Annotated in this window: 8 protein-coding genes; 3 read left to right on the top strand and 5 right to left on the bottom strand. The window is 71.2% G+C overall.

Going from position 1 to position 11,770, the window contains the following annotated elements; all coding sequences use genetic code 11:
• Window positions 1-43 precede the first annotated feature (43 nt).
• Window positions 44-556: a MarR family winged helix-turn-helix transcriptional regulator gene (locus tag Pth03_RS30320; RefSeq protein ID WP_203947843.1), complete on the bottom strand. Its 513-nt coding sequence runs from the start codon at window positions 554-556 to the stop codon at window positions 44-46.
• A gap of 241 nt (window positions 557-797) precedes the next feature.
• On the opposite strand from Pth03_RS30320, the gene Pth03_RS30325 reads away from it, so the two are divergent.
• The gene (locus Pth03_RS30325) at window positions 798-1,457 is read left to right on the top strand and encodes an FMN-dependent NADH-azoreductase (protein WP_203947844.1); all 660 of its coding nucleotides are present in this window, start codon (window positions 798-800) and stop codon (window positions 1,455-1,457) included.
• 112 nt (window positions 1,458-1,569) lie between these two features.
• Here the strand turns inward: Pth03_RS30325 and Pth03_RS30330 are convergent, their stop codons facing one another.
• From Pth03_RS30330 to Pth03_RS30345, 4 genes are all read right to left on the bottom strand, one after another.
• Window positions 1,570-2,514, bottom strand: a complete 945-nt coding sequence (locus Pth03_RS30330) for an acetylxylan esterase (protein WP_203947845.1) — start codon at window positions 2,512-2,514, stop codon at window positions 1,570-1,572.
• On the bottom strand, window positions 2,511-4,970 hold the full coding sequence (locus Pth03_RS30335; RefSeq protein WP_203947846.1) for a glycosyl hydrolase family 95 catalytic domain-containing protein: 2,460 nt from the start codon (window positions 4,968-4,970) through the stop codon (window positions 2,511-2,513). Before Pth03_RS30335 ends, Pth03_RS30330 begins: the two co-directional genes overlap by 4 nt.
• Window positions 4,971-5,039: 69 nt before the next feature.
• Window positions 5,040-6,974, bottom strand: a complete 1,935-nt coding sequence (locus Pth03_RS30340; RefSeq protein WP_203947847.1) for an alpha-galactosidase D — start codon at window positions 6,972-6,974, stop codon at window positions 5,040-5,042.
• Window positions 6,975-7,041: 67 nt separating this feature from the next.
• Complete coding sequence (locus tag Pth03_RS30345; RefSeq protein ID WP_203947848.1) at window positions 7,042-8,202, bottom strand: ROK family transcriptional regulator; 1,161 nt, start codon at window positions 8,200-8,202, stop codon at window positions 7,042-7,044.
• 111 nt (window positions 8,203-8,313) lie between these two features.
• Here Pth03_RS30345 and Pth03_RS30350 point away from each other — a divergent pair, with 111 nt between their 5' ends.
• The gene (locus Pth03_RS30350) at window positions 8,314-10,413 is read left to right on the top strand and encodes an alpha-galactosidase (RefSeq protein WP_203947849.1); all 2,100 of its coding nucleotides are present in this window, start codon (window positions 8,314-8,316) and stop codon (window positions 10,411-10,413) included.
• A gap of 47 nt (window positions 10,414-10,460) precedes the next feature.
• Complete coding sequence (locus Pth03_RS30355) at window positions 10,461-11,768, top strand: ABC transporter substrate-binding protein (protein ID WP_203947850.1); 1,308 nt, start codon at window positions 10,461-10,463, stop codon at window positions 11,766-11,768.
• Window positions 11,769-11,770: the final 2 nt, after the last annotated feature.

An 11,770-nucleotide genomic window follows, 5' to 3' on the forward strand; every position in this document is an offset into this window, starting at 1 on the left:
TGAGTTTCGTCGGCCTGCCGTACGGCAGGTCCGGTGCGGGGTGTCAGTCCTTCAGGTCGAGGGACTCGACGACCTGGCAGGGGTTCTCGGGCGACTTGGAGTGGGAGAGGCCGTTCGCGGCCTGGCACAGCCCGCGGAGAACCTGCTCGGACTGTTCGGCGTTGAGCGCGCCGAGCACGTGGTGCTCGACCTGACGGACACCTTCGGAGAGCTGGTTCAGCAGCTTCCTGCCCTTGGGCGTCAGGGTGACGCGCCGTGAACGCCGGTCGACGGGGTCGGGCTGGCGGGACACGAGCCGCAGCGCCTCGAGGTCGTCGAGCAGGTAGGTCATCGCGGTGCGGTCGATGCCGAGATGCTCGGCCATCTGCGCCTGATTGTGGCATTTGCCGGAGTCGGCGAGCGAGAGTACCTGGTAGCTGCGGGGGCCGCCCGGCAGCTCCGCGACGACGTTCTCGATCCCCTTGAGGTAAGCGCGCAACAACGTCCCGAGCGCCCATCCGAGGTTCTGGTCGAAACCTGCGGGCGCTCGCGTGTCTTCTGCCGTCTCACCTGCCATCTCGCCCGAGTTTAGCTTCATCTGACGCCCACATGCTCTGCCCGGCAGACGCTATCACCGGGAGGCAGCCTCCCTGATCTCGGCTGTCGGCATGTCGAATGGTCTGAGATTCAGACTATCTGAAAATACGACGCATTGCACTGGCGCTCCCGCCTGGATCCATCGTATGGTCTGCTCATGAGATGTTCTGAAAATCAGACCATCTAGTTAAGTCACCACTTTCCTGATCGAGGAGATCCACGTGAGCACCATCTTTCGGCTGGACGCGAGCATTCGGGACGAGGCGTCGGGATCGGTGACGAGGGCGGTCGCCTCGACGCTGGAGACCGCGTTGACCGCGCAGCAGGGCGGCCTGACCATCGTGCGCCGGGAGATCGGCCTGACCCCGCTGCCGTCGACCGCGTGGGCGGCCAGTGCGTTCGCCGGCTATGTGCCGTCCGAGGAGCGCAGCGCCACGCAGCGGGAAGGGGTCGCCCTCGCGGCGACGCTGGCCGACGAACTGGTCGAGGCGGACGCTTACGTGCTCGCCGTGCCGTTCTACAACTACGGCGTCTCCCAGCACTTCAAGACCTGGGTCGACCTCGTGATGACCGACGCGCGGTTCGGGCCGGGCGCGAAGCCTCTCGACGGGCGGCCGGCTTTCCTCGTGATCGCCCGCGGCGGCGGTTACGGCGCGGGCACTCCGCGGGAGGGCTGGGACCACGCCACCGCGTGGCTGCTTCGCATTCTCACCGACCTGTGGGGCCTGGACGTGCAGATCATCGAGAGCGAGCTCACTCTGGCCCCCGTGACGCCGGCCATGGAGAGCCTGCGCGAGCTCGCGGCGAAGAACCTGCGCAACGCGCACGACTCCGCAGAGGGCCACGGCCGCGAGCTCGCCAGGAAGCTCCTCGTGGGCTGAGCCCGGGTGCTCACCCGGCCGCCTCGACGGGGGCGAGGCGGCCGGCGGTGGCGGTGCCCGGGCACGGCGTGAAGAGGACGAGCAGCGGGACCCGGCCGTCGCCGGGCGGATGTCACACGGACCGGCGGAACGCGTCGAGCGCGATCTCCAGGTCGAGTGATCCGCCCGCCTCGTGCCCGTTGAACTCCCACGCCCGCAGCTCCTTCGGCCCGGCGTAGGCGTTGTAGGCGGCGAAGGCGGTCGAGGACGGGCAGACCTGGTCGAGCAGGCCGGTTGAGAACCATGCCGGGGCGGTGGCGCGCTGGGCGAACGCGATCCCGTCGAAATAGGCAAGAGTTCCGAAGACGGTGGCCGCCGCTTCGCGATGTGTGCCTAGATATCCAGATATTTCCAGGTATGGGCCGTCGGTGCTCGTGCGCACGGCCTGCCGGATGTCGCACAGCAGCGGCGCCTGCAGATGGACCGCGCGCAGGTCCGGCGCCAGGCCCGCCACAGCCAGCGCGATCCCGCCGCCCTGGCTCGCCCCGACGACGCCGACCCGCGCAGGGTCGACCAGGTCGACGGCGCGCACCGCCTCCACCGCGCGGACCGCGTCGGTGAAGACTCGCCGGTAGAAATACGTCTGTCTGTCGTCGATCCCGCGGGTCATGAACCCCGGGTAGGACGGGCCCGCGCCGACCGGGTCGGGGGTGTTCCCGCCCGCCCACGCGCCGCCCTGACCCCGGGTGTCCATCAGCAGGTGGGCGTACCCGGCGGACGGCCACAACAGGTCGTCGAGGGGGTGACCGCGCCCGCTGGAGTACCCGTGGAACTGCACGACCGCGGGCAGCGGTCCGTCCCGGTGCCGCGGGACGCGCAACCACGCCCTGACCGGGTGCCCGCCGAATCCGCGGAAGGACACGTCGAACACGTCGATCGTTCGCAGCGCCGTGTCGACGCGGGTGAGGTTCAGATCGAGGGGGTGGTCGGCCGCCGCGTCGAGGGTGTCGCGCCAGAACGCGTCGAAGTCCGCTGGAGCCTCGTAGGAGCCGCGGTAGTCGCGCAGGTCCGCCGTCATCGGCTCGCCGTCCTCTCCCGTACGTTCAGCGACGGCCCGAGCAGGACCGTCTCACCCGCGCCGAGTGTCACCTCGGCCGTCGTCGCGCCGTGGCGCAGGCGGGCCGTGCGGGTGCCGTCCCGAAGCTCGTCGCGGATCGTCAGCGAGACGAGCTCGCCGTGCCGCCACGTGAGGTCCAGGGTCCACCCGCCGCGGCAGCGCACACCCCGGGCGGATCCGTCGGCCCACTCGGGAGGCACGGCCGGCAGCACCCGGATGAGCCCGCCGTGGCTTTGCACCACCATCTCCAGCAGCGCCGCCATGATGCCGTAGTTGCCGTCGATCTGGAACGGCGGGTGGGTGCTGAACAGGTTGGGCAGCAGGCCGCCCCAGACCGAGCCGTCGACGGGAACGTTCACCTCCGGGTCGTCGCTGTACGGACGGGTCGCCTCCAGGAACAGCTGCCGAGCCGTACGGGCGTCGCCCAGACGCGCGCGTAGCGCGATCTTCCATGCCCACGACCAGCCCATGGCGCCGGGCCCCCGCGCGTCGAGCGACCGCGCGGCCGCCGCGGCGAGCTCGGGCGTGCGGTCCGGGTCGATCTGGCCGAGCGGATAGAGGCCCGCCAGGAACGACAGGTGCCGATGGTGCGGGTCGTGTTCCGGGTGGTCCTCCGCCCATTCCCGCAGCCGGCCGTCCGGGGCGATCTCCGGGCCCCGCAGCCGGGGCAGCGCGGCCCGGATCTCCTCGCAGATCGGGTCGTCGAGGCCCAGTGCCTCCGCCGCGTCGAGGCAGTGCGCGAACAGGGCGCGGATCAGCGCCATGTCCATGGCGGTGGAGTACGACAACGACTCGGGAGTTCCCCGCCAGGAGACGAACAGGTTCTCCGGCGACGTGGAGGGCACGGTGTCGAGCCGGCCGCCGGGTCCGTCGACCAGCCAGTCCAGGCAGAACTCGGCGGAGCCGCGGAGCAGCGGCCAGCCGCGGTCACGCAGGAAGTCCAGATCGCGGCCGAACTCGAAGTGCTCCCACACATGGTGGGCCAGCCAGACGCCGCCCATCATCCAGATGGCCCACGAGGGGTTGCCGCGCCCCATGCCCACCGGCAGGGCCCAGCCCCACATGTCGGTGTTGTGGTGGGTGACCCAGCCGCGCGCGCCGTACAGCTCCCGGCTCACGTCGGCTCCCGTCCGCGAGAGCCGTTCGATCAGGTCGAACAGCGGCTCGTGGCACTCGGGCAGGCCCGCGGTCTCCGCACCCCAGTAGTTCATCTGGGTGTTGATGTTGACGGTGTAGTTCGACGACCACGCGGGGCGCAGGTCGGCGTTCCACAGGCCCTGCAGGTTGGCCGGCGGCCCGGCGCCGGGGCGGGACGCCGACGCGAGTAGATACCTGCCGAGCTGGAACATCACCGTGGCAACCAGGCCCTCGTCGGCGCCGGACAGGACGTCGCGCTCGACGTCGAACGTGCCCGACCGCCTGGACCCGATCGTGAGCCCGGCCGACCCCAGCAGCGCGCGCAGATCCAGCCGGTGCGCGTGCAGCAGTTCGTCGCCGCCGTCCGCGACCGCGGCCTCTGCCGCTCGGGTGGCACGGGCCAGGTGTTCCTTCCGGGTCGCCGACGAGATCAGGTCCGCCGGGCGCGCCCAATGGTCGGCGGCGCCCGTCGAGCTGGTGACGACCACCAGCGCCCGCGACATGCCGGCGACCGACCATGCGCCGTCGGAGGCGGTGACCGTGCCGTCGGTCTCGATCCGCACGGCCGCCGCCGCGAAGGGGTCGTAGCCGCCGCCCGCGGGAGCGCCGTAACGCAGGGGTTCGGCGACGTCCGGCTCGTGCAGCGGCGCGCCGTCCACGGGCACCTCGACGCCGAGCGTCAACCCGGCCGCACCGGCCGAACGGTGGACCACGCGCAGCGGCGAGGACAACTCCAGCCGCATGTCCACTGTGCTGTCGTCGATGCCGCCGCCCTCGACGACGACCTCGACGCAGATCGCCCCCGCCGGCCGGCTCGCCCAGGTGCGCCGGCGTACGGTGCACCCGCCGAGTTGGACGAGCTCGCTGACCAGGCCCTCGTCGAGGTTGAGCGTGCGGCCCCCGTAGGACGCGTCGCCGCCGCCTTCGAGGGTCATCCACAGGTCGACGAACGGCAGATACTCCTGGCTGTACCTGCCTTCGAAGGACATCAGCAGCGACTCGGCGCGCCGGTGGTCGTCCTCGCGGACGGCCTGCCGCACCTCGGCCAGCCGGTCCGGGCCCGCACCCGCGGCGAGCACGTCCGCGAGCGCGCGGGCCGGGCCTCCCGGATCGCCCGACCAGACCGTCGCGTCGTTGATCTGGAACCTGCTTGTCCGGACGCCGCCGAACACCATCGCGCCGAGCCGGCCGTTGCCGACCGGCGCCGCCTCGAACCAGTTCGACGCGGGCCGCGGCCACGCCAGAACGAGATCGCCGTCGCCCATCCGTCCTTCACCCACTTCGATGCTCGTACACGGAGAAGGGCCCGGCACCGCGCCATATCGTGACGCCGTACCGGGCCCGGAAACCTACCGGCTGCTCAGCGGGACCTCGACCTTGTCGATGTCCGGCGAGTAGACCGGCGTGCTGCTGTCGATCTCGATGGTGTTCGCGCCGGCGTGCAACTGCAGCGGCACGGTCAGCGTGGCCGGGATGTCCCAGCCGCCGCTGGGCGGGAAGGCCAGAGTGACGCCGTTCTGCCCGTTGGCCGACACCGTCGCCGAACGCGGATCGCCCGTGACATAGCGGATGTTCACCTCGTAGACGCCCGCCTTCGGCACGGTCACGCCGTTGAAACGCAACGCGCCGCCGTTGTAGAGGTTGCCGACCTTCGTGCCGCCCGAGCAGCTGGAGCAACCGGCCGTCGAGGCCCCGCCGACGAGCGTGTTCGCGCCGGCCTCCGCCTCGTAGGAGGCCGTCTTGACGGCGCCGCCCTTCGGCGTGACCTTGAACAGCCTCGAGCCGTGCGCCGGCAGCGTCGCCGAGATGGACCCGTCGTACGTGCCCAGGTCCTTGCGCTGCCACAGGTCGCGGACGGCGGCCTTGCCGCCGAAGCCGAAGCTGCTCCAGTTCCCGGTCACCTTCGCGGGCAGGCTGCCCATGTTGAACAGCGCCACGGTGTAGGTGCCGTCGGCGTTCTTCGCGCCCCAGACCTGCGCGGGCCCGGTCGGCGTCACCGGACGGGCCGGGATGCCCTGCTGGTCGACCGCGATGACCTCGCGGTTGGTGAGCAGGGACAGGCCGTAGGAGTCGAGCTTGGTGAGGTCGTCACCGGTGTAGAGCGGGGCCGCGGAGATCGCCCACAGCGTCATGTAGCTCTGCCGCTCGTCGGTGTTGAGGCCGTCCATCTCACCGCTGCCGACATCGAGCGAGTCGAGGTCGTTCCAGCCGCCGGGTCCTGCCCACGGAGTCCAGGCGGGCACGTCGTCCCACCGGATCTTCACGGAGTTGTTCCACGTCACGAGGGTGTCGCAGTAGCACTCGACGTCGGTCTCGATGCGCCAGCCGTTGGAGTACTTCTTCCAGTCTGCGGCGTAGTTGCGGTCGAGCGACCACGACACCAGGAAGCGGATCGGACGGCCGGTCTTGTCGATGGCGGCCCGCCAGGCGGCGACGTCCGGGACGTTGTTGTAGTTGTCACCGCTCTTGAACGAGCCGGGGCCGACGCCGTCGAGCTTCAGGAAGTCGTAGCCCCAGTCGGCGATCAGCTGGGCCTGCGAGTCGACGTACTTCTGCGCGCAGGACTTCGAGAAGTCGATCTTGTACGAGCTGTCCCAGCCGTTGGTGGTGCGCAGGTCCGGGTACACGATGTCGGCGGTGGTGCAGCCGGGGGCGTTCCAGATCGGCGTCGTGCCGTTCCGGTAGGCCTCCTTGGCCAGGCCGACGGCGAGGTAGATGCCGGCCTTGAGGCCCTTGGCGTGGAGCTGGTCGGCGACGTACTTCATGCCGTGCGGGAACCGCTCCGGCGAGGCGATCTCACGCCCGTACTCGTCGAACCCGGGCGTCCAGGTGGTGGTCCTCGACCAGCCGGCGTCGATGTTGACGTAGTCGTAGCCGTACGGCTTGAGCTTCTTGGCCAGCACGTCGGCCTGCTCCAGCACGTGGGCCTCGGTCAGCCAGTTGCCGTTGCCTCCCGGGTTGACCCCCGGATAGTTCGTGGACTCCAGGCTCCAGCTGCTCCAGCCCATGAGCGGGCGGTCCGCGATGCCGTCGGCGGCCGCCGCGGCGGCCGCCTTGTCCGCGGCCGCCAGGGCGGCCGACGAGGGGTCCCGGGTGACGGCGCCCGGCGTCGCGAGACTGTCGGACGGCTTGGGCCGCGGACCGGTTCCCGCCGCCTGCGCCGGTACGGCGCCCGCACCGAGGCTCACGACCAGGGCGGCCGCGAGGAGCGAGGCGCCGGCGCGGATCCGGCGTCTGCGGGGGGAGTCTCCGGGCCGTCCGGATGTGCCTGATGGTGACTGCACGTCACGCCTCCTGAGGGGGTGATGCCGGCCGCGCCGCGGCCGGAGGGGGGAATTCGAGGCAGACAGGTCAGGGAGCGACGAGCGACTGGATGCTCACCGCTGCCGCTCCGCGTGCCCACTCCTCGAAGGGCAACGGGCGGATGGACAACGGGCACTGGACGGCGGCGCCGAAGGCCTGGCGCTCGAATCCGGTGCGGATGTGGGTTTCGAACAGGTCGTAGGCGGCCAGCCCCTCGCCGGACACGACGATCCGGGCGGGGCCGACCAGGTTGGCGACGGCGGCGATGCCGGTGCCGATCGCGGTGCCCCCGCGGGCGAAGACGGCGGCGACCCGCTCGTCGCCGCCCCGCGCCAGGGCCACCGCGTCGTCGATGGTCAGGCCGGGCTTGCCCGTGCACGCGCGGGCCTGGCTGACGATGGCGTCGGTTCCGGCGATGGCCTCCACGCAGCCGCGGCTGCCGCAGTGGCAGTCGGGGCCGGTGGCGTCGACGCCGATGTGGCCGATCTCGCCGGCCACGCCGTGCGAGCCGGAGACCAGCCGGCCGTTGACGACCAGGCCGCAGCCGATGCCGGTGCCGACGGTGATGAGGGCGAACGACTCGGCGCCGACGCCTTCGCCGAACCAGTGCTCGGCCGTGGTCAGCGCTTTGACGTCGTTCTCCACCGTGACGGCCAGCCCGGTGATCCGCGCCGCGCGTTCGCGCAGCGGCACGTCGTGCCACCGCAGGAACGGCGAATAGCGGACCAGGCCGGTGCCGCGGTCCACGTCGCCGGAGACGGCGAGCCCCAGGCGGCGGGTGCGGGCCCGGTAATCGCCGGGACCGTCCAGCAGGTCGTCGATGAGCCGGCCGAGTTCGGTGAGGACGGCGTCGACGCCGGGGTCGGCCAGCGGCCGGTGCGCCGCGACGCGCACATCGGCGGACAGGTCACAGACCACGCCGATCAGCTCGTCGGCGGTGATTTTCACGCCGACGAAGTATTCGCGATCCGGGCATATGGCCAGGGGGCTCGCGGGGCGACCGGCTCCGGGGCCGGTCCGCTCGGTCGCGGCCAGCTCCTGGAGGTAGCCCGCCTCGATGAGCGGCCGCGCGGCCTTGGTGACGGCGGCGGAGGACAGCCCGAGCCGGTTGGCGAGGCTCACCCGGCTCAGCGGTCCTTCGGTCAGCACCGCCGTGAACACGGCCGTGGCCGCCGGGGCGAGGGCACCCGTGCCGGTCTCGGAAAGCATGGCCCGAAACGTAGGCGTAATAATTTCCTTCGTCAAGTATTGATTTGCGGGCCGGACGAGTCCTACGCTCAGCGGCACTCACCGGCCTGTCCGTCCGACTTTGAGGACCCGATGCCCTCTGTGCTCTTCGACCCCGATCACCGCCTGTGGTTGCTCCGCGGCCCGACCACGGCGTATGCCGTACGGCTCGCCGAGGACGACAGTGTGCGGCACGTCCACTGGGGCGCCCCGCTGACGCTCGGCCAGGCGGCCGAGCTGGCCGAGCGCATCTCACCGGCGGCGAGCAGCTTCGAGGCGGTCGCCGACGTGGACGAGCTGGCGGTGGAGGGCGGCGCCCGCTTCGGGCCGCCCAGCCTGCTCGTGCGGTTCGCCGACGGCACGCGCGGCGTCGAATGGCGGTACGCCGGCCACGACATCGACGACGACGGCGGCCACCTGCGCATCCACCTCGACGACCGGCACTACCCGCTCAGGGTCACCCTCAACTACCGGGTGCACGCCGGCAGCGACGTGATCGAACGATGGACGCTCGTCGAGAACCGGGACGAGCATGACCCCGTCGCCGTGCTGCGCCTCGACTCCGCCGCCTGGGCGGCCCCGCATCGCACCCGTTACCGGATGAGCCACCTCGTCGGCGGCTGGAACAGCGAGTTCCAGCTCCGGCGCACCGACGTGCCGGTGGCGGAGACGGTGCTGACCAGCCGCCGCGGCATGACCAGCCACCACGCCAACCCCTGGCTCGCCGTCGACGACGGCACCGCCGTCGAGGAGCACGGCGAGGTCTGGAGCACCGCCCTCGCCTGGAGCGGCAGCTGGCGGGTCACCCTGCACCGCGACCCCGTCGGCCGGGTCACGTGGACGGGCGGCTTCGGCCACGAGGGGCTCACCTGGTCGCTGGCGCCCGGCGAGACGCTCGAGACCCCGGTGTTCGCCGGCCTCTACACGGCGAACGGCTTCGGCGCGGCCAGCCGTGCCTGGCACGCATACGTCCGCGAGCACGTGCTGTCCCACCCCGACGAGACCCACCCCGTGCTCTACAACTCGTGGGAGGCGACCGGCTTCGACGTCGACGAGGCCGGCCAGATGGCCCTGGCGGCGCGCGCAGCCCGCCTCGGCGTCGAGCTCTTCGTGATGGACGACGGCTGGTTCGGCGCCCGCACCAGCGAACGCGCCGGCCTCGGCGACTGGACGCCCAACTCCGACCGCTTCCCCTCCGGCCTGGGACCGCTGGTGGCGGAGGTGCGCCGGCTCGGCATGCGCTTCGGGATCTGGGTGGAGCCCGAGTCGGTCAACCCCGACAGCGACCTCTACCGGGCGCACCCGGACTGGGTGCTCCACATGGCCAACCGTGGCCGCACCGAGATGCGCAACCAGCTGGTGCTCAACCTCGCCCGGCCGGACGCCGCCGAGTGGACCCACGCGTGGCTGGACCGGCTGGTCGGCGAGTACGGCGTCGACTTCCTCAAGTGGGACGCCAACAGACCGTTCACCGAGGCCGGGTGGCCCGGCCACGGCGACCCCGACCGGTTGTGGATCGAGCACACGCGAGCCGTCTACCAGATCATGGACCGGCTGCGGGCCGACCACCCCGGTCTGCGCATCGAAGCGTGCGCGGGCGGGGGAGGGCGCGCCGACCTCGGCGTCCTGGCCCGCACCGACCAGGTGTGGATCTCGGACAACACCGACCCGGTCGACCGCATCGGCATCCAGCACGGATTCAGCCAGCTCTATCCCGCGCACGTCATGAGCGCCTGGGTGACCGACAGCCCCAACGTCGCCACCGCGCGGCGCACCCCGCTCCGCTTCCGGTTCCACGTCGCCATGGCCGGCGTCCTCGGCATCGGCGGCGACCTCACCGCGTGGACCGAGCAGGAGCTGAAGGAGAGCGCCGAGCTGGTGGCCGCCTACAAGCGCGTCCGGCCGGTCGTCCAGCACGGCCGGCAGCACCGCCTGCGCGGCGACGGCACGCTGACCGCGGTGCAGTACACCCGCGACGACGACCACGTGGTGCTCGCCTGGTGCCCCACCCGCGCCTTCGGCCACGACCCGGCGCCCCTGCGGCTGGCTGCGGTCCAGCCCGAGGCGACCTACCTCGACCTGGACACCGGGGCGACCTACCCGGGCGCCGTTCTGCTGCACTCGGGCCTGCCCCTCGACCTGCCTCCCGGTGACCACGCCAGCACCCTCGTCCGCCTGCGGAAGGCGGGCTAGCCCGGCATGGACACGCAGGCACTCCCCTCACCACCATTGGAGATCCCATGGCATCGCACCACCCCCGGCCGATCTTCGAATCCCGCCTCGACCGGCGCACCCTTCTGAGGGGCCTCGGCGGCGGGGCCGCGGCCCTGGCCGCCGCGCCGCTGCTCGCGGCCTGCAGCGGCGGCCCGGCCCCGGCCGCCGCCGGCGCCAACGCCACGTCGCTCGGCTCCGGCCTGTCCGACCCGGTCCCGCGCAGCGCCGTTCAGGCGATGGTCGACGCCTTCAAGGCGAAGTCCGGGGCGACCGTCAAGATGAACGTGATGCCGCGCGCCCAGCTCGTCGACAACATCAGCTCGTACCTGCAGAGCAACCCCGAAGACGTGATCACGTGGTACGCCGGCTACAAGATGCGCTACTACGCGGCCAAGGGCCTGCTCGCGCCCGTCGACGACGTGTGGGAGAAGATCGGCGGCAACTTCTCCGAGGGCATCACCAAGGCGTCGGAGGGCGAGGACGGCCACAAGTACTTCGTGCCGAACTACAACTACCCGTGGGGCTTCTACTACCGCAAGAGCCTGTGGGCCGAGCGCGGTTACGAGGTCCCCGCCACCTTCGACGCGTTCCTCTCGCTGTGCGTCCAGATGAAGAAGGACGGCCTGATCCCGATCGCGTTCGCCGACAAGGACGGCTGGCCGGCGATGGGCACCTTCGACTACATCAACATGCGCACGAACGGCTACCAGTTCCACCTCGACCTGTGCGCGCACAAGGAGTCGTGGGACCAGCAGAAGGTCAAGGACGTCTTCGACAACTGGAAGGCGCTCCTGCCGTACCAGGACCCGGCCGCGCTCGGCGCCACCTGGCAGGAGGGCGCCAGGTCCATGACGGGCAAGAAGTCGGGCATGTACCTGATCGGGGCGTTCATCGCGCAGGACGTCACCGACAAGGAGATCCTCGCCGACCTCGACTTCTTCCCCTTCCCGGCGATCGCGGTCGAGGGCACCGACGCCATCGAGGCGCCCATCGACGGCTTCGTGCTGTCGAAGAGGGCCGCGTCCAACAAGACGGCCAAGGACATGGTGGCCTTCTTCGGCACCGGCGCGGGGCAGGACGCGTACGCGGCGAAGGACTCCTCGAACATGCAGACCGCGAAGGACGCGAACACCTCGTCGTTCAGCGAGCTCAACAAGAAGGGCGCGGAGGCGATTGCGGGCGCCAAGTTCATCAGCCAGTTCTTCGACCGCGACGCCCTGCCCGCCATGGCGAACAACGTGATGATCCCCGCCCTGCAGGGCTTCATCAAGGACGGCACCATCGACACCCGCACCATCGAGGCGCAGGCCACGTCCCTGTACGCGGCCGAGTGAGC

This window comes from Planotetraspora thailandica (assembly GCF_016863335.1).
Classification (GTDB): domain Bacteria; phylum Actinomycetota; class Actinomycetes; order Streptosporangiales; family Streptosporangiaceae; genus Planotetraspora; species Planotetraspora thailandica.

Bases quoted from the DNA above. Each gene is read 5' to 3' on its own strand.
- Pth03_RS30320 (WP_203947843.1), bottom strand. From the start codon at position 556: ATGGCAGGTGAGACGGCAGAAGACACGCGAGCGCCCGCAGGTTTCGAC.
- Pth03_RS30355 (WP_203947850.1), top strand. From the start codon at position 10,461: ATGGCATCGCACCACCCCCGGCCGATCTTCGAATCCCGCCTCGACCGG.
- Pth03_RS30345 (WP_203947848.1), bottom strand. From the start codon at position 8,202: ATGCTTTCCGAGACCGGCACGGGTGCCCTCGCCCCGGCGGCCACGGCC.
- Pth03_RS30330 (WP_203947845.1), bottom strand. From the start codon at position 2,514: ATGACGGCGGACCTGCGCGACTACCGCGGCTCCTACGAGGCTCCAGCG.
- Pth03_RS30350 (WP_203947849.1), top strand. From the start codon at position 8,314: ATGCCCTCTGTGCTCTTCGACCCCGATCACCGCCTGTGGTTGCTCCGC.